A 21,971-nucleotide genomic window follows, 5' to 3' on the forward strand; every position below is an offset into this window, starting at 1 on the left:
CATTTTGATCTACACCTAAAAGGTAGTTATACTCATGGATACATTGGAATGTCTGTTAGCCCCGTTCGCTCTTCCCAGCCATTCATCAAATTCACATTTTGGATAGCCTGCCCTGCAGCACCTTTGACTAAATTATCGATCACTGAAACGATTGTCAGCCGATTGGTTCGCTCGTCAACATGTAGCCCAATATCACAATAATTTGAACCTAGAACCTCTTTTGTTGAAGGTATATTCCCCTCAGGCCGTACTCTTATAAAATGAGATTCTTGATAAAATTGTTTATATAAATCTATAACTCTTTTTGTAGAAATTTCATCTTTAAGGTTCACATAGATCGTGCACATAATTCCCTTTGTCATCGGAACAAGATGGGTTGTAAATGTAATCGTTATTGGATTTCCGCTCTCGTCAGAAAGTACCTGCTCAATTTCTGGAATATGCTGATGTGCTCCTAGTTTATAAGCTTTTAAGTTTTCATTGATTTCTGCGTAATGGGCTGTTAATGAAAGTCCTCTTCCAGCACCAGAGACACCCGATTTTGCATCAATGATAATCGACTTTTCATCAGCTAAATTTGTTTTTACTATCGGAATAAGACCGAGTGTAGTCGCAGTCGGATAACAACCTGGATTGGCTATTAAATTGGATGACTTTATTGAGTCGGGATATATTTCGCTTAAACCATAGGTTGCTTGTTTTAAATAATCCTCATCAGCTGGTTTATGTTTATACCAAGATTCATATTCTTCCATAGACCTTAGCCTGAAGTCCCCTGATAAATCTATACATTTAATCCCGCTCTTCAAAAGTGGTGGAACTAGCTTACTGCTAACACCTGACGGGGTTGCCAAAAATACGATATCGTTTTTTTCACTTAATGTATCTGCATCAAATTTCTCTAGTGGTTGATCAACTATTTCAGAAAGATGTGGATAAATCCCACTAAAGCTGGACCCTGATTGTGAGTTAGAAACAACTGAACCAATCTCCAAAAAAGGGTGTTTATTGATTAACCTGACTAACTCAATTGATCCATAACCAGTACCACCGATAATTGCAGCCCTCAATTTCTCCAACTCCTAAATTGCTTTAATAATGAATTATTATACACAACAATATATATTTATTCAATCAGAAAGTGGCTTAATTTTCTGTTTTTATTAAAAATAATCACCATTATTTTTGAAAACGCTTACATTATTGAATGTAAGATTATACAATTTTTATGCATATTTAAATATATAAAAAGACAGTGAATACAGTTACATTCACCATCTTAGAAACTTAATATAGAAATTTGCATTTACAAAGCTTGCGATTTCAAGTCCAAATCCCCAATCAGATTCAATGCTTGGATTGTTAATAAGAGTTGGTAACCTGTAATCGGGTCCCGAATATCTTTTTGGAGCAACTCTTCTATTTTAGAAATCCTATAACGTAGACCGCCGACTGAAAGTGATAAATCATTAGCTGTTCTTTCTAAACTCCCACCGGTTAATAGAAAGGCATAAAGTGTTTTAATTAACTCAATACTTCTAGGATTAGTTCCTTTTAAATTCCCCAGCACATTTACTGCCCATTTTCTAACTTCCTCTATATTATTTTCATTTACTAAAATCCCGATAAGCCCTAAGCTTTCAAATCCGATGATTGGATTACTTTTTGAAACCATTTTGCTTGCTGTAATTGCCTCTTGATATGCAATTGAAGCTTCCTTAATTGATTCTGACCTTTTACTCAGACCCATATAAAAATCACCATTTGGATACTTAGTCCGGAGAAACTGATATAAATCCCCAAAAATGAAGTTTTTTTCTTTTTTCTTTTTCTGTTTATCTGTTACTAGTAAAATAAACTGTTTTGCACTTTGACTAATTAAAAAATCACGCCTTTGGTTGGTGCAATAATCAGATATACAGTCCATTAGTTCTTTATGAATTTCTAATTGATTCATAAAGTCAGTATGTGGGATAGAATAGTCGATCACACCTACCCAATAAGGCATGGATAAATCCAGCTGGATTAAACTCGCCTTCGCAATGATTTCTTCATTCGAAGTGAAATGACCCCCAAGTATTTCATCAAAGAAGAAGCCTTTCATCCGTTCAAAAGAATCTATTTTAGTCTTTTCAAAAAATAAACAAAGCGAGATCACTGAAGTAACCTTTTCGATGAGCATATTAGATAAATGCGGTTGGTAATCTTCAAACTTATTAAAAATAAATACACAAACCGTTCCTAAAAATATTGACATTTGTGGATATTACTATCTATATGTTCTATATGAAATATATCTATTCCATTTAGCACGCAAAACGAACAGAGCTTTTTGCGAATGACGTTAGGGAATCACACCCTAATTCTAGAATGGAAACATCCGTCTTTAAAAGTTTTTCAACCCAACCAAACTTCAACGCTTCCGTCACAATGCCATGTCTTCCATCCATCAAATGAAATCCACGCCATAGGATACCCTTCGATACTCTAGACTGGCTGTTAGCCACGCTCTTTCTTACTAAAATAATCTTAAATTGGAGTACGTGGTCCTATTCTTCCTTCCAGGTAAATAAGAAGCGTTGCTCCAATCTCTCAATGAATTTTGTTAAATATCTGCTTTTAATAGTTCAATCTTATCTTGAAAGGTATATTCCTTCTTTAAATGTTTGGTGATTGTTCTCCAATTACTAGTATTGGATTTTTCCTTATCAAATTTCTTAGGAAGCGAAAGCACGGTATCATATTTTGGTGTTTCCATCCTAAAATAATATCCTCTTCTCGCAATCATACAGGCTGCCGAACCATGGGAACTTAGTCCGTATCTCGCCATAAATTTCATCTGCCCAATTTGACTCGTAAAAGCTGGGTTGATCTTTCGGATTCTGACTCCCTCTTTTTTTCCTTTGGATTCCATTAATTGATTAAAAGAAGAATAAGCAAATCCCGAAAGCATTCGTGCATATTTTCGACCCGATTCTCTTAATTGGATTTTCTTCTTGGAGAAGTCTAACTTTTCGATGACCACATCTTTTTGTACGAAAACGGCATAACCAAGAATCCGTTTAATCGCATCACTTAAAGAAGCTTTTACCTGTTCTGCTCGCCGATTGTACATGGGAACATTGATACGCCAACTTTTAATCGGGTTGCCGAATCGGTCAATTTCACACATCGATAAAAAACCGGCATTCACATCGATTCCAATTAGTCCATTTAAGTTAGATTTTCCTACTTTTGGAATGTTTCTCTCTACGGTTGCGTTTAGATACCATCCTTTTTTCTGTTTTAAGAAACGATAGGTGATGGCGGTGTAATATTTTTGGGGTTTGCCTGCTCGGGTAACCCCCATATAAGACACTTTTGCCTGATCCATCATTTCCTGCCCGTAGGGGAATTTCACTTCTGGAAAGGTGATATATTTCCCGTATTTTGGTATAAAATGATCCGCAACACGCAGTCGTAAGCTGTTTTGTAAATTGTAAGTGGCTGTTTGGTTCCCAAACGTTTCATCCATTGAACCAATGACTAAAAACTGGGAGCTTCGTGCAGCAATCCAATCCTCCCGCCATTGTCTGTGGTCGGTATATTTATTCTCTTCTAAATGAAATTGTTTATGGAATAGCTGTTTCGAACCAAAACAGAGAGGAATTCTTTTATTCGCTTCATTAAATTTCAGCTTATCTAATTTTTGTAGTAAGTTTCTTAGACGCCGCTTTTTCTGATGAAGATATAATTTGAGATTCTGATAGTTCTTCCTTTGTTTGAGAAAAATGGTGCTCGTTTGAGAGATCTGTAGGAGTTTTTTGTGCAGAAGTTCTTTCTGAGAGGTTTTCTTTCCGATGATATTTTGTAAGTAAGTCGTTTTAGCTTTAAGTTCTTGAATTTCAAGTTTTCTTTTCTCGAATATAGAAGAGACCTTTCCGTCCAATTGCATCCTTATGGAATTAAATTGCCGTGCCGTTATGCCATACCTCTTAGAAAAAGTCTTTTTTAGACTAGATGAAGGAATTCCTTGGATATGAGTTTGAACAAATAATTTCCTCTCTAACGTACCAAAAAACTTCCCATACTCTTCAAGATACATATCCGTAGTCCATTCTGTATTAAGAAAAATATTGCTTAGTTTCGTTTGGTAAGTTTGTAACATCTCCTTACCCCTTTCAATTTTTATAAAAATAGGAAATAAGCAAATCCATCCAAATAAGATGGAATCCCTTTTGCCCATCTTGAAAACCATCCCCTGTCTTAGTAACGAATTCGTACCCTAGCTTTATTAGAACTTTTCATGAAGAAAACGCGATAATTACAAACATACGTTCCCTTACTGAATATATTACTACAAAATTACCAGTTTGTCCATGAATAGACAATTATTTGGAAACTAATAGAAACCCCTAAATTGTATCCGTTTTCATTTCCTTTTTCCCAATGAAAACAATTACCTTTTTCTCTGGTATTTTTGAAAATAAGCATCACTTCCCTTATCTAAAAATACACATCTAATTAAATAGTAGTGGCTGAGATATCATTAAACAACGACACCAACTGTATGAAAATGTTCTCAAATTCAGCATGAGATGCTAGTTTTATAAACTCATGGTGAATAATATTATCGAAAAAAAATATTCACGGTTTCTTCTTTGAATCCATATCATCAATCGACTTCTCCAATGGAAAAAAGCTCCTGCCTTTGGCAAGAACTTAGATTTCTTCATATTTAATTGAGATATTAAATCCTCTTTGATATTTATCGGACCGATCGTCTATATTTATATTGTTTCCATTGGAAATGGATGAAACAACCAATACAAAAACCTAAAATGGCTACAAAAGCTGCGACAGCAACAAGAGCAGTGAAAATATACCCAACTGTGTTCCAACCAAGAATAAAGCTAAGGATGCCTATTCCAAGACATGAAACTGCAAGCTTCTGATTAAATTGCTGCTGCTCCCAATCTTCAGGAATATAGGACTTTGGGTCTTTTCTTAAAAATTGTTTTCGAATCTCCATAATTGGATTATAACCAAAGATAATCCCCATAAGCCCCGCAATAAACGGAATGAATAAAAACCACTCTTGCCCTGACATCCATGTCAACACCACACTAAGAACTATAATGGATTGATTTGTTCTAACTAGAGGCCGTGGAATCGAAAGAATCTTATCTGCCAACAGAATCCCCACCTTTCTTATTGGAATTGTATGCTTAAAGTCATTTTAACTTGAATGATTTAGATTGTATAGTTATTTGTTTTTTGGTAAATCTGCTGATTTTACTTAGAAGCCACTAGTAACCGTTGGGAGCTTATTCATGCCCGCCTCCCTACAAAAGAACTGCAGACGGGAACGATTGGCAATTATTCGTGCCCGCCACCCTATAAAATAGCAAAAGCACTCATTTTGAGTGCTTTTGCTATTTTTATAGACTTTCATGTAACAGATTTAAAACACTTCGCAATTCCTTCACATTTACCTGTCCGGGGGCTGAGGCTTTTTTTGCTGCCCCAAACGTAACTGCAGACCCGAATACTTCGCCTGCCAATCGACTTATGACCCCTCTACCTGCCATAGACATGGTAATAAACGGCCGGTCCGCATACTGTTCCTTCATTGTATTAGTTGCATCTAAGAGGGTTAGCACATCGGCTGCACTAGTTGGCATTACTGCAATTTTTGGAATATCTCCACCTAACGCTTGTGCTTTCCTTAACCGCGAGATAATTTCCTCTTTTGTAGGCGTCTTCTCAAAATCATGGTTTGAAATAATGACAAAGACATTTTTTGCATGCGCCTTTTCTATTATTGCTAGGACTTCCTGTTCATCATTGAATAGCTCGACATCAATAATATCCACCATGCCAGTTTCAGCGGCCGTCTTATTTAATTGAAAATAAAAGGAAGTGGATATTTCCTTATTGCCGCCTTCTTTATGACTTCGAAAAGTAAAGATGAGTGGTGTATTAGGCAGGAGCGTGCGAATTTCAACAAGAGCCTTTTTCACCTGCTCAATCTCTTCTACCTTGTCAAAAAAGTCGACCCGCCACTCTACCAAATCTAAGTCAATTGTTTTTAGAAATTCGGCTTCTTCCTTTATTTGTGCAAGTGTTTCTCCCACCAAGGGGACACAGATTTTTGGCGTGTCTTCCCCAATGACGATATCTCTAACCGTTACAGTTTTAGTCATTTGTTCCCACTCCTTGTCCCATCCTCCATAAGCTTTGCTGCCGATTTTCACCTAAATTGAATGTAATTCGACAATAATTTGGTCAGCAATTTCATTTGCATCCTTGCTATCCGTTGAAATCTTCAAATGATGGTTAATATAAATATCCTGTCTTTTGTAAAATAGCTCTTCCATTTCCTCAACTGACTTTCCTTTTAAAACGGGGCGGCTGTCGATAATCAATCCTAATCGATCCTTCCAGGCTTCCAAAGACAGTTCGATAAAAATAACAATACAAGATTCTAAACATATCTCTCTAATCTCTTCTTGAAGGAAGGCTCCGCCGCCGACAGAAATAACCTTTTGTGGCTGCTTTGCTAGATTTGCAATTAAACTTTTTTCTCTATCTCTAAATTCAGTCTCACCAAATTCAGTAAATATTTTGGACACTGGCATGTGGTATTCTTTTTCAATTACTTCATCAATATCTATAAAATCGCGATTTAGTTTACTCGCAACTAGCTTACCAATCGTAGTTTTTCCAACACCCATAAAACCGATAAAAACAATGCTCTTATCCCTGTTCTCCAAAATACTCCAAACCCCCATTAAAATAAAACAAATTATTAGTCATAATTATAATGCTATTTTCAGATATTAGACAATTATTAATTATTAAAGTTATCGGTGCCTGACACCAAAAGAAAAAGAAAGAGACCCACATAGGAGTCTCAATATCTATTGCTTCATTTTCGGATCAAGGATGTCCCTCAGTCCATCTCCCATTAAGTTGAATCCAAGTACGGTCAGCATAATGGCAACCCCGGGAAAGAAAAGCGTCCAGGGTGCTTGGGTGATATAATTTTTGGAATCGGCTAGCATTTTCCCCCACTCAGGTGTCGGTGCTTGTGCCCCCATTCCAAGGAAACCTAGAGCCGCTGCCTCAATAATGGCTGTCGCAATTGCTAATGTCGCTTGGACGATGACCGGTGATATACTATTAGGTAAAATATGGCGAAGTAGAATTCGTGTGTCTTTCATTCCGACGGCACGTGCCGCCATAATATATTCTTCTTGTTTCACACTTAATACTTTTGAGCGAACAAGTCGACCGAAGTTCGGGATATTAATCACCGCAATTGCAATCAATGCGTTTTGGAGTGATGGTCCTAAAATAGATACAACAGCAATCGCTAATAAAATACTTGGAAAGGCAAGCATAATATCAAAAATACGTGAGATAATTGCATCAACCCAGCGGCCGTAATATCCAGCGACAATTCCAAGTAATGTCCCTGCTACAACTGAACCTAAGACTGAGAAAAAGCCAACCCACAAGGATATTCTTGCACCATAGACAATACGAGAAAAAATATCGCGGCCAAAATCGTCTGTCCCAAACCAATGCTTACTTGAGGGCGGGAGCATTCGGTCAGCCAGCACTTGGTCTTTAAAACTATATGGAGCAATAATAGGAGCGATAATAGCAATTATGATAAAAAAGACAACAATTCCTAGACCTGCTAGTGCTAATCTATTTTTATAAAATGAAATCCATGCTTCCTTCCAGGGAGGTGTCAGCTTTTCTTCAACAATTATCGTTGCAATATTTGCCGGTCTTTTTGCAAGTTCCGCCACTTTCAAATCCCCCTCCTCTACTTGGTATATTTAATTCGTGGATCAACAAACACATATAATAGATCCACAACTAAATTAATGAGTACAAAAATTGCCGCAATGATTAATATCCCTGACTGGATCACTGGATAATCACGATAGCCGATTGCATCATATAGATATCTCCCGATTCCCGGCCAGCCAAAGATGGTTTCCGTTAATATGGCTCCTCCGAGTAAAAGACCAGTTTGCAATCCGATGATCGTAAGCACTGGGATAACAGCATTTTTTAAGGAATGCTTATACACTACCCAGAACATACTCAGTCCCTTTGCTCTTGCTGTACGGACATAATCTGACTTCATTACTTCCAGCATGGTTGCGCGGGTCATTCTGGCAATAATCGCCATTGGAATGGTCGCTAGTGCAATGCTAGGTAGGACTAAATGTTTTAATACCGTTATAAACTGATCAGGTCTTCCTTGTATAAGCGTATCAATTAAATAAAAATGAGTAATTGCTGCAACGGGGTCTCGAACATTCTCTCTCCCTGTCGTTGGAAGCCAGCCTAATTCAATGGAAAATACCCATTGCTCCATTAAACCAAGCCAAAAAATAGGCAGTGATACCCCAATAAGGGCAAGGACCATGGCAATATAATCAAACCATGATTTAGAGAACCATGCACTGACAATGCCAGCATTTACCCCAACAATAATGGCAATTAACATGGCTACTACTGTTAATTCTGCAGTGGCAGCTAAGTAGGACCAAATTTCTTCGTTAATTGGACCCCTTGTCCGTAATGAAACTCCTAAATCCCCATGAAGTAAAGAATTAATATAATCTGCGTATTGTATGTACCAAGGCCTGTTCAACCCTAATTCTTTTGTTAACGTGGCAATAGATTCTGCGGTTGCTCTTTGCCCCAGAATTACCTGCGCAGGATTCCCTGGTATAGCATGGATGATTGCAAATACCACCAGAGTCATCCCGATTAAAACGGGTATTAAAGAAAACACACGGCGGACTGTATAAGTAAACAAATTTTTCACCTCACTGAAAAGCGTTAGCACCTGAAAAGATGCTTCGGCTAAACAATTTTTTTACGAAAAAGACTGGATGGTCTAGTTAACAAAAGGGGAGGCTAAGCTCCCTCCCCTTTCAGCCATTATTATTTAAATTCAACTTTTGTCAGTGCTTCTGATCCAGTTGGGTGTGGTAAGTAATTTGTCACGTCTTTCCCTGCTGCTAACAGCGGAGTTGAGTGAACAAGTGGAACCCAAGGAGCATCGTCATGGATGATTACTTGTGCTTCTTCATATAGTGCATTACGCTTTGCTTGATCGATTTCTGTTTGTGCCTTAATTAGGACGTCATGTAATTTGTCATTGCTGTACTGGGAGTAGTTATTACTTCCAATGCTGTCCTTATCAAGCAATGTGTATAAGAAGTTATCAGGGTCACCATTATCCCCTGTCCAACCAAGCATGAACATGTCAAATTCGCCTTTTGCTGCTTTGTCTAAGTAAGTAGCCCAGTCCACAGATTGGATTTTGGCTTTAACATTGATTTTGCTTAAGCTCTCTTGAATAACTTCGGCAACTTTTTGTGCTTCAGGCATATAAGGACGAGCTACAGGCATTGCCCATAGGTCAATTGCAAATCCTTTTTCATACCCAGCTTCTTTTAACAATGCTTTAGCTTTTTCTAAATCATATGGATACGGCTCAACTGCCTTATTATAGCCTTCGATGGAAGGCGGCATTGGATTGACAGCAGGAAGTGCTTTTCCACCATAAAATGCATCAATGATTGATTTTTTATCGACAGCATAGTTAATCGCTTGACGAACGAGTTTATTATCAAATGGTTTACGAGTGGTTGTTAAACCGATGTAGCCAACGTTCATTGATGGACGTTCAATCACTTGGAGGTTAGCATTTGATTTAACAGTCGCCTCATCTGAATTATTTAATCCATCCATGACGTCAATCTCGCCGTTAGCAAGAGCGTTTAAACGTGCAGTATTTTCAGGAATTACACGGAAAATAACTTTATTTAACTTAGGTAAGCCTTTTTGCCAGTAGTCAGGGTTCTTTTCAAGCGTAATTGTATCGTTCTCTTTCCACTCAACAAATTTAAATGGACCTGTTCCAACTGGATTTTGTCTAAACTTGTCACCGTATTTTTTAACAGCCTCAGGGCTTGCAATACCAAACGGAGACATAGCCAGGTTCTTAAGGAACGGTGCCTGTGGACGTTTTAGCACAAATTGAACGGTATTTGCATCTACTGCTTTAACTTCTTTAATTACGTGACCCTCATCCTTTTTATATCCACCAAACATAGTGTAATAAGGGAAGCTATCGGCATTACCATTCATCCAGCGGTCAAAGTTAAATACAACCGCATCAGCGTTAAAATCAGTACCATCATGGAATTTAACTCCTTGACGCAGGTGGAATGTGTAGGTTAAACCATCTGGAGTAACTTCCCACTTCTCAGCAAGTCCCGGATTAATAGTGGTATCCTGATCACCATATTGAAGCAATGTTTCATAAATGTTTTCTGTTACTTTGAATGCTTCACCTTCAGTTGTTGTGATAGGATCTAAAGATGTAGAGTCTCCACCACGACCATATACGAGTGTATCTTTTTTTGATTCACTTCCAGCAGCAGGATCCTTCTTGCCTCCTGCTTCTTCATTCGTTTTACTGCTGCAGCCAACTAAAAACATACTGATGGCTAATAAAGCTATTAACAGCAGTTTAAAAGATCTCTTCTTCATCAATTTTTTGCCCCCTTATATTTTTGTTTTTTTATCATAGATGCTGCAAATCACTTGTTATATAAGTGACATGCGACAAAATGACCGTTAAGATCTTGCTCCACTGGTCTAGTTTTTTTACAAATGTCCATCACTTGTGAGCAGCGTGTATGGAAGGCACAGCCAGAAGGAGGATTAGCAGGACTTGGAAGTTCCCCTTCTATTAAAATCGTTTCCCTCTTTATATCAGGATCTGGTATGGGTACAGCCGAAAGCAGCGCTTTTGTATATGGATGTTTCGGATTTTCATATAGATCTTCACTTTCTGCTAACTCTATTAATCTTCCTAAATACATCACACCCACACGATCACTAATATGGCGGACTACACCTAAATCATGCGCGATAAATATGTATGTAAGTTGGAATTCCTTTTGAATATCCTTCATCAGGTTAAGAACCTGTGCCTGGATGGATACGTCCAGTGCTGACACAGGCTCGTCAGCAATGATTAATTTTGGCTTGGTCATTAACGCTTTCGCAATCCCAATCCGTTGACGCTGACCACCGCTAAATTGGTGCGGATATCGTTTGGCATGGTAACTGCTTAAGCCAACCACTTCCAGCATTTCTCTCACTTGCTTTTGGCGTTCCTCTTTTGTCCCAATTCCATGAACAATCAGTGGCTCTTCAAGAATCTGTTCGATAGAATGCCTTGGATTAAGCGATGCATAGGGGTCTTGGAATACCATCTGAATATCTCGGCGCGTTTTTCTTAATTCAGATTTTGACATACTAGTAATCTCTTGATCTTCAAAAACAATCCTGCCCTCACTTGCCTCAATCAATCGCATCAGGAGTCGGCCAGTGGTAGATTTACCGCAGCCGCTTTCACCAACTATGCCCAATGTTTCTCCTTTTCTAACATAAAAAGATACATCATCCACAGCTTTGACTTCGCCTTGTTTCCTTCCAAAAAGGCCGCCTGTAATCGGAAAGTACTTTTTTAACCCATTAACTTCAAGAAGTAACTCCGACATGGCTGGCACTTCCCTTCTTCAATGTATGTAGGAAACAACGCACTTCATGTCCGTCTTTTTCCATTTTAAATAAATCTGGTGTTTCTTCCTGGCACTCCGCGAAGACCTCTGTGCACCTGGCGGCGAATCGGCAGCCCTTATGAATCGACCCTGGAGTTGGAACTGTGCCTGGAATACTATAAAGCCGGTCTTTTTTCCCTCTTAAATCAGGAACGGATTTTAATAGGCCCTTTGTATAGGGATGCTGAGGATTTTTGAGTATCGTTCTTACATCACCCTGCTCTACGATTTGCCCCGAATACATGACGATTACACGTTCACATATTTCCGCGACAACTCCTAAATCATGGGTAATGAGAATGATCGTTGTATTTGTCTTTTTATTTAAATCCTTCATTAAGGCAAGAATTTGTGCTTGGATGGTAACGTCAAGTGCGGTTGTTGGCTCGTCTGCAATCAGCACCCTAGGATTGCACGCCATTGCCATGGCAATCATTACCCGTTGTCTCATACCGCCAGAAAGCTGGTGTGGATTTTCTTTTAGGATTCCTTCTGCTCTTGGAATCCCAACCAGTTTTAATAATTCGATACTGCGTACAATTGCCTCTCGCTTTGAAAGGTCTGTATGTAGTCGGATTGCTTCCATTAACTGATTTCCAATCGTAAACAGTGGATTCAATGATGTCATTGGCTCTTGAAATATCATTGAAATTTGATTACCTCGGATTTTCCGCCACTCTTTTTCAGAAAGATTTTTCAGGTCTTTTCCCTCAAAAATAATTTCGCCATTCTCAATTTTTCCTGGTGGAGAAGGAATCAGCCCCATGGTCGCTAACGAGGTGACGCTTTTACCACTCCCCGATTCACCGACAATCCCTAGAATCTCTCCGTCCTTTAATTCGAAACTGATGCCATCAACTGCAGGTACAAGTTTTTTCCCTGTTTGAAATGATACCTTTAAGTCTTTTATGCGAAGAATAGGATTCTTTTCCACACTTACACCTACCTGTACACGGATTAATTTATGTATTCCCTTTAATCAGAAATATAATAATATAGTAAATTTTAAAATTATTATGACATATATTACTTTAGTGGTATCACCCAAATTTGTCAATTACGTGAAAAAAGTTCAAAATTTCCCAGTAGTACTTAGCCGCGTTAATGTAATAAGGTGTTTTTTATAATGAGTAAAGCAACTTTATTCTTTAAATATTAAAATAATAAAACAATATAAAAAAACCTGTAAGACTATCGCAGCCTTACAGGGAATCTCAATATTTATATGTTTTTTTATATTCATTTTTGCACTCATAGATTTATCTCTAGTTCCTATTAAAAAAATTAATTCTTCATCCCAGTATAAATTTGAATGGCATCCCTTAAAAACGCAGCAGTACCAGGCTGTTCCTTGTCATAATAAGCAGTAAATCGTTCATCATCCACATACATTTGCGCAAGACCTGCATGTGCTTCCTTACTATATTCATTCCAATAATAGCTTAACCATCGCTTATGGAGGTCCGCAGCCTTTTGTGCTAAATCCCCTGCTGGGTCCCCAGTTTTATAGGCCTCCGCCAAAGTTTCTATGACCTGTTCGGCTAGCTTAGTAACCTCGTCATATTGCGCTTGTGTCATATTTTGTAGTTTGGCATTTGACTTGTTAACTGTTTCTTCCCCGTACTTTTCCCGAATTTCTTTTCCGTATTTCTTCTCATTCTCATCAATCATTTTCTTCTTAAAGCCCTCGAACTTTTCTTTGTTTGACATTTTCATTCTCCCTTCTGTTACTGCGATTGATTTATCCACATTCGCTATTAACATTTCTAATTGTTCCTTTTTCTCGAGAAGTTTTTCACGATGATCTCTAAGTGCAGCAGCCCCATCAAAAGAAGGTGCTGTAACAATTTCTTTTATACTTTCTAAACTAATCCCTAATTCCCTGTAGAATAAAATTTGCTGAAGTCGGTCCACTTCCGCTTGACCATAGATTCGGTATCCTGACGAATTAATTCTGGCCGGCTTAAGAATTCCAATCCCATCATAATACCGAAGTGTTCTAGTACTTACACCCGCTAGACTTCCTAATTTCTGCACCGTATACTCCATTCGCTAACCCCCTCATAAGCAACGATACACCTTTACGCAACGTCAATGTCAATTCGTATTATGCCTATTTTTGAAAAAAAATGCCTGACACCACAGATGGACATTTGTTCATCTGTGGTGTCAGGCACTCATATTAATTTAACTCTCCTTTCCCCCTCTGTTAATGATCATATTTCTATTATTCTATTATAACGAAAGTTCACTTTAGTCAGAAATCATTTACTATTTCAAAAAAACTTTCTTTTAAAAAAACAACTGCCTGAAATTCAGTAATAGCAATGTTTATAACCTTTTATAACTTATTTTCCAAAAAAAGTTTTTGACAATTCAAAACTCTAGAAAGTATTATAGTATAATAAAAGGGAGGTAATAACATGTCAAACATTAATAGACAGAAAATTGTGGATAGTGTCCCTCAAACAGGATTTTTCGGACATCCTAAAGGACTATCTACACTTTTCTTTACCGAATTCTGGGAGCGTTTCTCTTACTATGGTATGAGGGCCATCCTTGTATTCTATATGTACTATGAAGTTTCAAAAGGCGGCTTGGGCATTGATAAGAATCTTGCACTTTCAATCATGTCCATATACGGATCACTTGTTTATATGTCCGGTATAATTGGCGGCTGGATGGCTGACCGAATCTTCGGTTCTTCAAAAGCTGTATTTTACGGTGGAATCTTAATTATGTTTGGACATATTGCACTTGCTGTTCCGGGCAGTGTTTCTATGTTCTTTGTTTCCATGGTATTGATTGTCCTTGGTACTGGGATGCTTAAACCAAATGTTTCTTCCGCTGTAGGTGAATTGTACAGTGAAAAGGACGAACGCCGTGATGCAGGTTTCACAATTTACTATATGAGTATTAACTTGGGAGCATTCTTATCCCCATTAATCGTTGGGTCTATAGCCAACTTCCACATTGGATTTGCGATTGCAGCTGTAGGGATGTTCTTTGGATTAATCGTCTTCGGTCTAACAAAGAAAAAAAATCTAGGTCTAGCAGGAACGATGATCTCCAATCCACTATCACCTGCAGAAAAGAAAAAGACCTTCACTATTTTTGGACTAGCTGTCATTATTATTGCTGCTTTATGTGCAGTATTAATTCCAAAAGGACTTTTAACTTTTGCTAGCTTTATTAATATCGTTACTTTCCTAGGTATTTTAATTCCAACAATTTACTTTGTAGTGATGTATCGCAGTCCAAAAACAACTGCGGTTGAACGTTCAAGGATCATTGCTTATATTCCGATATTTATTGCTGCCGTAATGTTCTGGTCCATTCAAGAGCAAGGCTCAACCATCCTTGCAAGCTATGCAGATACACGTACGCAATTACATTTTGCTGGTATCGAAATTAAACCTGCATGGTTCCAATCTTTAAATCCGTTATTTATTATCATATTCGCTCCTGTATTTGCTTGGTTATGGGTTAAATTAGGAAAGCGTCAGCCATCAATACCTCAAAAGTTCTCATTATCATTATTATTTGCTGGTTTGTCATTCCTAGTGATTCTTATCCCAGCCTATTTTGGCGGTTCGGATTCATTGGTAAACCCAATGTGGCTTGTTCTTAGCTATTTAATTGTTGTATTTGGTGAATTGTGTATGTCACCTGTCGGATTATCAGCCACAACAAAATTAGCACCTGCAGCCTTCTCAGCACAAACGATGAGCCTATGGTTCTTAGCAAGTGCTGCTGCACAAGCACTAAATGCACAAGTAGTTAAATTCTACACACCTGAAACAGAAATGACCTACTTTGGTGTAATCGGCGGAGCATCAATCGTCCTAGGAATTATCCTTTTAGTGTTGGCACCTAAGATTCAAGGCTACATGAAAGGTATCCGATAATATAAGAAAAGTGTCCATTTTCTCATCTTTGTTAACAGATGAAGAAGGTAGGGCATCTTTTTTTTTGATAAAATATTAGGAGAATGGAGGATTTCATATGGAACTTAAAGAGAAAGTAAAAAATCTCCCCTCTTCCCCGGGAGTGTATCTTATGAAGGACTCCAGAGCACAGATTATATATGTAGGGAAAGCAAAGAATCTTAAAAATCGTGTGCGGTCCTACTTCCAAAATTCCCAAGCTCACTCTAAAAAAATCATTAAGCTTAAAGCAAGTCTAAAGGATTTTGATTATATTCTCACAGATACAGAATTTGAAGCCTTCATGCTTGAATGTCAATTAATCAGGGAAATAAAGCCTATTTTTAATCGGATGATGAAAAGTCCTCAAGCCTATATCTACATCGGGATTCAAATGGATGACGGTTATCAAAAAATTGAAATTTGCAGTAACCCTGATAAGCCAAATAGTCTCTACTTTGGGCCTTATACAAGTAAACATACAGTGGAAAGGGCACTTCAAGCGATAAAGGACTTCTATAAGATAAGCTGCAGCACTCCTTCAAACAAGAATACTCCATGTTTAAACTACTCCTTAGGGTTGTGCATCGGTATGTGTTTGGGAGGGGCAGCGCTCGACCAGTACAATGACAGCATAAACAAAATCATCGGATTACTTGAAGGCAAGGATACGAGCCTATTGGAAGTATTTGAGCGAAGAATGATAGAGGCCTCAGAAACATTCGAATTTGAAGAAGCTGTAAAATACAGGGACATATTAGAGACCATTCACTCGCTACTCAATAAAGAAAAAGTGATTGAATTTACGGAAAGCGATAAGAATATGGTCGTTATCGAATCCTTAACAGATAAGACTTTTAAGCTATTCCTGATCAAGAAAAACAAGATACTCTTTCGTGAAAAATATCAATGGTCTGAGCTGGAAACTTTGCGTGAAGCCATCAAGACCACTATATTAACTACTTTTAAAACTAATAAAGAAATATCAGCAAAAAAAATCAACAAGGATGAGATAGATGCAGCGCAGATTATCTATAGCTATTTAAAAGGAAGTAACAGTCGTTATCTCATCATTTCTGTACAAATGCTTGATTTAGTATACACAAATGATTTAGATGCGGAATTAATGAAATTCCTAACTTATCGTGAAACTGTTAACTGATAAATTAAAAATCTTTCATTAGAATTATGCTCATAAAAGTAAGGAAGCGTAATTTCCTTTTTCAAATCAAAAGAGGTATCATTTTCTAAATAATAAATATAATCTTCTGAAGGGTAGTATAAAATCAGTTCAATATTTCTTTGGAATTTTTCAACCGATAGTAATATATTATTAATGGTTTTCATAAAAATTTGAATGGAAAATGGATTAAAAAAGTAAAATCGATTGTCCAATTGATCAACCTGATAATCTTCGGCAAGACAGCAATAAAAATGAATAGGGCTATCAATTGTTTTAGTCTTCTTTAAATAACTATTTTGGTTTTCGATTGCTTCCTGATAGAATTCTTCATTCATTTCAATGCCAACAACCGTTGAACGAAAGTGATAATGAATAAAAAAGTTAAGTCGCCCTTTACCACACCCAAAATCAACAATTCGGTCGCTGCTAGTCAATTGATAGTTGTTAAATAATTCTTCTAGCGCACTATAGGGTGTGGGTTCATAACGATGGTAGTGAAAAGACTTATTAAATCCATTTTGGTCCCCTCCCGTTTTAATCCCCAATAATTTATCATAATAATATTCTTTCATCGTAAACTCCATTTCGAACGAATTCATCCCCCACTTGACGTGAGGGATTTCTTTTCAAGCAACCTTAATTGCTTTACCAAAAGGAACCCTTGGTAAGATAGCACCAGGTACAAGCCAAATCATTTCAAAACTAACCGAGTCAATTTCTTCCGCAATAAAACCTGTTACATCGGTAATGTAAAACAGCGTATCGATATTTTCTTCCTTTGCCCACTCAAGCACCAAAGTATATGAAGACTTCCCATGTGTATAGTATTTAATTGTATCACTTTTGACTGTTGAAGTACTCCTAATTTTAAAGTCAGCTTGCACCAGAATGGTATCTGGCTTTAGTTGCTCAAACAGTTTTACTATGTTATTGATTAAAATGCTTGGGGCCTCATTCGTGGAAGTGTCAACAGCTAACGCAACCTTTTTATCTTGGCGCTGTTGAATCATTGAAAGCATCGTTTTGTGCCATTTCAACACAACCAACTCCTTTGGAATGAATAAGTGAACCATCTTATTTTGGTATATAAAGAGAAGGTTTATGTTTGGATAATAGCGGTAATCAGAGCAACGATAAAAATGAATAAGGCTCATCCTAGTCTACCATCAGATGAGCACATTATTTTCCTATTCTTTAATATCATTCAATTCATCAATCAGCTGTTTGGTTCGTTTCGCATTTCCTTCGGCAAAGTTTTCGAGGCGTTCTTTTAGTTCATCATCATCATGAATTCGCTCTGCTGTTATAAGATATTCCCGCATTAGACTTTCTTCTGTTGCGATGGAATCCTCAAGAACGTCTTTTAGAATTTTCTTTTCTTCATCATTTTTATTATTAAATAAATTTAAATCCATCTGCAAAACCTCCTTTTCACCTTTATCGTTCTCTTTTATATTTTCAGCTATCCATCTTGTTATTAATATATTCAACTTGCCACTTTTAATTAAATCGTGTAAGATTAAATCGTAGACGATTAAATTAAATAAAACCTTTTGATAATCCAAGGAGGATGCTTAAATGACAACAATATATGATTTTAGTGTAAAGATGACTAATGGCGAGGAAAAATCTTTAATGGATTATGAGGGTAAACCATTATTAATTGTCAATACTGCTAGTAAATGCGGGTTGACACCTCAATTCAAAGGACTTCAAGAATTATATGAAAAATACCATGAGCTTGGCTTAGAGATTTTAGGTTTCCCATGTGACCAATTTGCCAATCAAGAATTTTCTAATATTGATGAGACGACTCAGTTTTGCCAATTAAACTATGGGGTAACCTTCCCGATTTTTGCAAAAATTGATGTAAATGGCACGAATACTGATCCGCTTTTTACTCATTTAAAAAACAAGAAACCAGGAGCCCTATCCAAAAATATCAAATGGAATTTCACAAAGTTTCTTGTCGACCCTAATGGTCAGGTGATTGAACGTTATGCACCAACGACGGAGCCAAGCCGAATTGAGAAGGATATAAAAAAGTTATTGTCATAATTAGTTAAAGTAAGGTGATCATCGTGGAAAACTTCATGTCGTTAAAAAACCAACTATGCTTTGCGGTTTACGAAACAGCAAGTGAATTCAATAAATTATATTCTAATGCACTTCAGCCCTTTGGGTTAACCTATCCTCAATACTTAGTGCAATTAGCATTATGGGAAAAAGATGGTGTAACGGTAAAAGAAATAGGAGAAATATTAAGTTTAGGGACGGGAACATTAACCCCGATGCTTACAAGGATGGAAGCAAACGGATGGATTAGAAAGGAACGTTCAAAAGCAGATGAACGAAGGGTCTATATCTATTTACAAAAGAAAGCACAAGATGAAAAGCAGGCGATTATAAAAACAATCAGTAACAAAATACAATCTTGTAATATTGAACTCGAGGAATACACACAATTAATGGAGCGTTTGAATCAATTGCATAGGAAGCTGAAAGAACGGGAACGTTAATTTCAAATAAAAAAACAACACTTTTTGCCCAAGTGTTGTTTTTTATTTGAAATATGCTCTGATATAAAAAGGGATTCTACTTATTCGGAAAAGAGACCCATATATTTTCTAGCCAATGATCAAAATCAGAACCCTTATTTCCTTCGTAGGTATCATACACATCAAGTCTCATCTTCTTTACTTTCTCTTTAAATTCTTCAAAGCTATGACCTTCAGGAAGACTTTTCTTAATTCTTAACAAAATTTTATTTATATCTTTAATAAATTCGCCTTTTTTCTTTTGCGGTAATTGTACATCTTCTCCTAAGTTTTTCAACTTTCGGAATGCCGCATCTTGAACTTTAAAGACTGTATCATTATTCATGATTCGTATGAGTATATCGATAACATGTTTGTTCTTCCAATTTCCTAACTCTTCAACCGCATCTAAACGCTCTCTCCAATTAGATGTTCGACTGGCTTGTTTCTTTAATTCCTCATAATTTTCCGGTAACGTACTTTTTTCTTCAGTTTTTTTCAAATAATCCAATCTCCTTCAGTCCATATAATATTTCGATCTACCTCTCCAAGATTTGAGTGTAATATTTCTAATCATTGATGTCAATTTTCCACTGTTTTTCTAATAGAAAAAAGCAAGTAAACTTGTCCAACTTGGACTTTATTTACTTGCACATGCCTCTATGACCCTATTAATCTATTTTTAATTAGCTAAAAATATTAAGCCAAAACGATTTTTGATTTGTTTTTAGCAATTTCTGCTGCTACTTCAACGATCATATCCTCTTGACCGCCAACTACTTTCCGCTTGCCCAATTCAATTAAGATATCACGTGAATCTACACCGAATTTTGCAGCCGCACGTTTTGCATGAAGCGCAAAGCTTGAATAAACACCGGCATATCCAAGTGTAAGGCTATCTTTGGTAATTTCTTGTGGTACTTGTAAAAGTGGTGCGACAATATCCTCAGATAAATCCATCATTTTATATAAATCTACCCCTGTTTTAATTCCCATCCGTTCACAAACTGCAACAAGTACTTCAGTTTGTGTATTACCGGCACCGGCACCAAGGCAACGAACGCTGCCATCAATACGAGTAGCTCCTTCTTCGATGGCGGCAAGTGTATTTGCCATGGCAAGCGATAGATTGTTATGGCCATGGAATCCAACATTAACGCCAATCGATTGTTTTAGGGCACGAATACGTTCGCGAACCTGATCAGGAAGTAAGTATCCTGCAGAGTCAACCACATAGACAGTGTCCGCTCCATAGCTTTCCATTAGTTTTGCCTGCTCAACTAACTTATTAACAGGTGCCATATGGTTCATCATTAAGAAACCTACAGTTTCCATCCCAAGTTCTTTTGCGTAAGCAATATGCTGTGGTGCCACGTCTGCTTCTGTGACATGTGTCGCAATACGAGCCATTTTTGCCCCTAAATTAGCTGCTTCTTTTAATTCATGCAATGTACCGATACCCGGTAATAATAGAACAGCAATTTTAGATTTATCGGCAACAGAAACAGCTGCTTCAATTAATTCCATTTCATTTGTACGTGAAAGTCCATACTGTAAGGAAGAACCTGCTAATCCGTCCCCATGTGAAACCTCAATATATGGAACATTTGCATCGTTTAATGCCTTTGTCACTTTAAGTACTTGCTCCACTGTATATTGATGATTGATGGCATGGCTTCCATCGCGTAAGGCTACCTCAGTGATAAGAATATCTCTTTCATTTGTCATTTTTATTTACCCCTTTCTACAGCTTAAACTGTTGCTTTCAATAATAGTTTTTTTGCAAACGCTTCGGCAATTTTAACACCAGCAGATGTCATGATATCTAGGTTTCCTGCGTATTTAGGTAAGTAATCTCCAGCACCTTCTACTTCAAGGAAGATGGTTACTTTATTCCCTTCGAAAATAGGTTCGGTCCGTAGTCGATAGCCGGGTACATAGGATTGAACAACTTCAGCCATTTCATCAATGGATTTTCTTATTGCTGCTTCGTCCATTTTTCCTTCTTCAACAAGTGTATAAACGGTATCACGCATCATAATTGGCGGTTCTGCAGGGTTTAAAATCATAATTGCTTTTCCTTTTTTAGCACCGCCAACCTTTGAAATAGCCAGTGATGTGGTTTCAGTAAATTCATCGATATTTGCACGTGTTCCAGGACCAGCACTAAGGCTGGCAATCGTCGCAACGATTTCTGCATATTCTACTGGAGCGACACGGTTAACTGCATGGACCATTGGTATGGTTGCTTGACCGCCACAGGTAATTAAATTGATATTATCTTTATCTAAATGTTCGTCAATATTTACGGCAGCACATACATATGGACCAACAGCGGCAGGAGTCATATCAATTACTTTAATTCCAGCTTCTTTTAATACTTTTGCATTATAAAGATGAGCCTTGGCCGAAGTTGCATCAAATACGATGTCAGCTTCTAATGTTTGGTCTGCAAGAAAACCATCAATCCCTGTAGCAACCCCTGCATAACCTAATTCTCTGGCACGACGTAATCCATCTGATTGCGGGTCAATTCCAATTACAGCTGTTAACTCTAATAATTCTGAACGTCCAAGTTTGACCATTAAATCTGTTCCAATGTTCCCTGAGCCAAGAACGGCAACTTTTACTTTTGACAAAATAATTCTCCTCCTAAAAATTAATGTATTTACTT

Annotated in this window: 23 protein-coding genes; 4 read left to right on the top strand and 19 right to left on the bottom strand. The window is 37.3% G+C overall.

Annotated features, from left to right (window positions below; translation table 11 throughout):
• Positions 1-32 precede the first annotated feature (32 nt).
• From argC to RCG22_RS10845, 13 genes are all read right to left on the bottom strand, one after another.
• Positions 33-1,070: an N-acetyl-gamma-glutamyl-phosphate reductase gene (gene argC / locus RCG22_RS10785; protein ID WP_308106799.1), complete on the bottom strand. Its 1,038-nt coding sequence runs from the start codon at positions 1,068-1,070 to the stop codon at positions 33-35.
• A 236-nt stretch (positions 1,071-1,306) separates the two neighbouring features.
• Complete coding sequence (locus RCG22_RS10790) at positions 1,307-2,257, bottom strand: PucR family transcriptional regulator (protein ID WP_308106800.1); 951 nt, start codon at positions 2,255-2,257, stop codon at positions 1,307-1,309.
• Positions 2,258-2,306: 49 nt separating this feature from the next.
• Entirely contained in the window at positions 2,307-2,450 is a 144-nt protein-coding gene (locus tag RCG22_RS10795; RefSeq protein ID WP_308106801.1) for a hypothetical protein, read from the bottom strand.
• 155 nt (positions 2,451-2,605) lie between these two features.
• A complete protein-coding gene (locus tag RCG22_RS10800) occupies positions 2,606-4,147 on the bottom strand; it encodes a hypothetical protein (protein WP_308106802.1) in 1,542 nt (513 codons plus the stop codon).
• 600 nt (positions 4,148-4,747) lie between these two features.
• The gene (locus tag RCG22_RS10805; RefSeq protein ID WP_308106803.1) at positions 4,748-5,173 is read right to left on the bottom strand and encodes a DUF4395 domain-containing protein; all 426 of its coding nucleotides are present in this window, start codon (positions 5,171-5,173) and stop codon (positions 4,748-4,750) included.
• A 247-nt stretch (positions 5,174-5,420) separates the two neighbouring features.
• Complete coding sequence (gene aroD / locus RCG22_RS10810) at positions 5,421-6,185, bottom strand: type I 3-dehydroquinate dehydratase (RefSeq protein ID WP_308106804.1); 765 nt, start codon at positions 6,183-6,185, stop codon at positions 5,421-5,423.
• 51 nt (positions 6,186-6,236) lie between these two features.
• Positions 6,237-6,773 (bottom strand): shikimate kinase, encoded by a 537-nt coding sequence (locus tag RCG22_RS10815; protein WP_308106805.1) that lies wholly within the window; start codon positions 6,771-6,773, stop codon positions 6,237-6,239.
• Positions 6,774-6,902: 129 nt separating this feature from the next.
• On the bottom strand, positions 6,903-7,802 hold the full coding sequence (gene nikC / locus RCG22_RS10820; protein WP_308106806.1) for a nickel transporter permease: 900 nt from the start codon (positions 7,800-7,802) through the stop codon (positions 6,903-6,905).
• A gap of 17 nt (positions 7,803-7,819) precedes the next feature.
• Positions 7,820-8,827: an ABC transporter permease gene (locus RCG22_RS10825; protein ID WP_098263501.1), complete on the bottom strand. Its 1,008-nt coding sequence runs from the start codon at positions 8,825-8,827 to the stop codon at positions 7,820-7,822.
• A 128-nt stretch (positions 8,828-8,955) separates the two neighbouring features.
• Positions 8,956-10,572, bottom strand: coding sequence for an ABC transporter substrate-binding protein (locus RCG22_RS10830; RefSeq protein ID WP_308107131.1), 1,617 nt, complete (start codon positions 10,570-10,572; stop codon positions 8,956-8,958).
• A gap of 50 nt (positions 10,573-10,622) precedes the next feature.
• The gene (locus RCG22_RS10835) at positions 10,623-11,591 is read right to left on the bottom strand and encodes an ABC transporter ATP-binding protein (RefSeq protein WP_308106807.1); all 969 of its coding nucleotides are present in this window, start codon (positions 11,589-11,591) and stop codon (positions 10,623-10,625) included.
• Positions 11,572-12,585, bottom strand: coding sequence for an ABC transporter ATP-binding protein (locus RCG22_RS10840; RefSeq protein WP_098263504.1), 1,014 nt, complete (start codon positions 12,583-12,585; stop codon positions 11,572-11,574). Before RCG22_RS10840 ends, RCG22_RS10835 begins: the two co-directional genes overlap by 20 nt.
• Positions 12,586-12,935: 350 nt before the next feature.
• Positions 12,936-13,700: a MerR family transcriptional regulator gene (locus RCG22_RS10845; RefSeq protein ID WP_308106808.1), complete on the bottom strand. Its 765-nt coding sequence runs from the start codon at positions 13,698-13,700 to the stop codon at positions 12,936-12,938.
• 374 nt (positions 13,701-14,074) lie between these two features.
• Here RCG22_RS10845 and RCG22_RS10850 point away from each other — a divergent pair, with 374 nt between their 5' ends.
• Together RCG22_RS10850 and RCG22_RS10855 are read left to right on the top strand one after the other, a co-directional pair.
• Positions 14,075-15,559: a peptide MFS transporter gene (locus tag RCG22_RS10850; protein ID WP_308106809.1), complete on the top strand. Its 1,485-nt coding sequence runs from the start codon at positions 14,075-14,077 to the stop codon at positions 15,557-15,559.
• A gap of 97 nt (positions 15,560-15,656) precedes the next feature.
• Positions 15,657-16,739, top strand: coding sequence for a GIY-YIG nuclease family protein (locus RCG22_RS10855; protein WP_308106810.1), 1,083 nt, complete (start codon positions 15,657-15,659; stop codon positions 16,737-16,739).
• On the opposite strand, the gene RCG22_RS10860 is transcribed toward RCG22_RS10855, so the two are convergent.
• The 3 genes from RCG22_RS10860 to RCG22_RS10870 all read right to left on the bottom strand — a co-directional run bounded on the left by RCG22_RS10860 (position 16,718) and on the right by RCG22_RS10870 (position 18,175).
• Complete coding sequence (locus RCG22_RS10860) at positions 16,718-17,332, bottom strand: methyltransferase (protein WP_308107132.1); 615 nt, start codon at positions 17,330-17,332, stop codon at positions 16,718-16,720. The genes RCG22_RS10855 and RCG22_RS10860 overlap by 22 nt on opposite strands.
• Positions 17,333-17,386: 54 nt before the next feature.
• Positions 17,387-17,797: a VWA-like domain-containing protein gene (locus RCG22_RS10865; RefSeq protein ID WP_308106811.1), complete on the bottom strand. Its 411-nt coding sequence runs from the start codon at positions 17,795-17,797 to the stop codon at positions 17,387-17,389.
• A 150-nt stretch (positions 17,798-17,947) separates the two neighbouring features.
• A complete protein-coding gene (locus RCG22_RS10870; RefSeq protein ID WP_166254376.1) occupies positions 17,948-18,175 on the bottom strand; it encodes a hypothetical protein in 228 nt (75 codons plus the stop codon).
• Between the two features lie 163 nt (positions 18,176-18,338).
• On the opposite strand from RCG22_RS10870, the gene RCG22_RS10875 reads away from it, so the two are divergent.
• Together RCG22_RS10875 and RCG22_RS10880 are read left to right on the top strand one after the other, a co-directional pair.
• On the top strand, positions 18,339-18,818 hold the full coding sequence (locus RCG22_RS10875) for a glutathione peroxidase (protein WP_098263510.1): 480 nt from the start codon (positions 18,339-18,341) through the stop codon (positions 18,816-18,818).
• Between the two features lie 14 nt (positions 18,819-18,832).
• The gene (locus RCG22_RS10880; protein WP_308106812.1) at positions 18,833-19,279 is read left to right on the top strand and encodes a MarR family winged helix-turn-helix transcriptional regulator; all 447 of its coding nucleotides are present in this window, start codon (positions 18,833-18,835) and stop codon (positions 19,277-19,279) included.
• Positions 19,280-19,355: 76 nt separating this feature from the next.
• Here the strand turns inward: RCG22_RS10880 and RCG22_RS10885 are convergent, their stop codons facing one another.
• The 3 genes from RCG22_RS10885 to RCG22_RS10895 form a co-directional block, all read right to left on the bottom strand.
• Positions 19,356-19,799 carry a HEAT repeat domain-containing protein gene (locus RCG22_RS10885; protein ID WP_308106813.1) on the bottom strand — a complete coding sequence of 148 codons (444 nt, stop codon included), beginning with the start codon at positions 19,797-19,799 and terminating at the stop codon, positions 19,356-19,358.
• Positions 19,800-19,996: 197 nt separating this feature from the next.
• Positions 19,997-21,025, bottom strand: a complete 1,029-nt coding sequence (gene dmpG, locus RCG22_RS10890; protein ID WP_098263513.1) for a 4-hydroxy-2-oxovalerate aldolase — start codon at positions 21,023-21,025, stop codon at positions 19,997-19,999.
• A 23-nt stretch (positions 21,026-21,048) separates the two neighbouring features.
• Positions 21,049-21,936, bottom strand: a complete 888-nt coding sequence (locus RCG22_RS10895) for an acetaldehyde dehydrogenase (acetylating) (RefSeq protein ID WP_308106814.1) — start codon at positions 21,934-21,936, stop codon at positions 21,049-21,051.
• Positions 21,937-21,971: the final 35 nt, after the last annotated feature.

The organism is Neobacillus nitrireducens, from assembly GCF_030915405.1.
Lineage (GTDB): Bacteria > Bacillota > Bacilli > Bacillales > Cytobacillaceae > Neobacillus.